Below are 261 nucleotides of genomic sequence, written 5' to 3'. Positions count from 1 at the left end.
AGGTAGGCACGGGCGACCAGGTCGAGAATGTCGTTGGAGCCGTTGCCCAGGGTCACCTGCGCCGCATCCACCGCGCAACGCTCGGCCAGCTTGCGCTTGAGTTCGAAACCGTTGCCGTCAGGATAACGGGTCAGTTCCGCCAGTTCGGCGCGGATAGCCTCCAGCGCCTTTGGGCTCGCACCCAGCGGGTTCTCGTTGCTGGCGAGCTTGACGATCGCCGCAGGGTCGATGCCCAGCTCGCGGGCCAGTTCGTCCACCGGC

1 pseudogene is annotated in these 261 nt (G+C 66.7%); it reads right to left on the bottom strand.

What is annotated here, in order from left to right:
• Window positions 1–261 (bottom strand): annotated as a pseudogene (locus ACLJNW_RS26035) (histidinol-phosphate aminotransferase); the annotation flags it as partial.

Origin of the sequence: Salmonella sp. SAL4457 (genome assembly GCF_046548235.1) — a bacterium.
In the GTDB taxonomy this organism is placed as follows: domain Bacteria; phylum Pseudomonadota; class Gammaproteobacteria; order Enterobacterales; family Enterobacteriaceae; genus Salmonella; species Salmonella enterica.
This window is presented reverse-complemented; position numbering and strand designations above follow the sequence as displayed.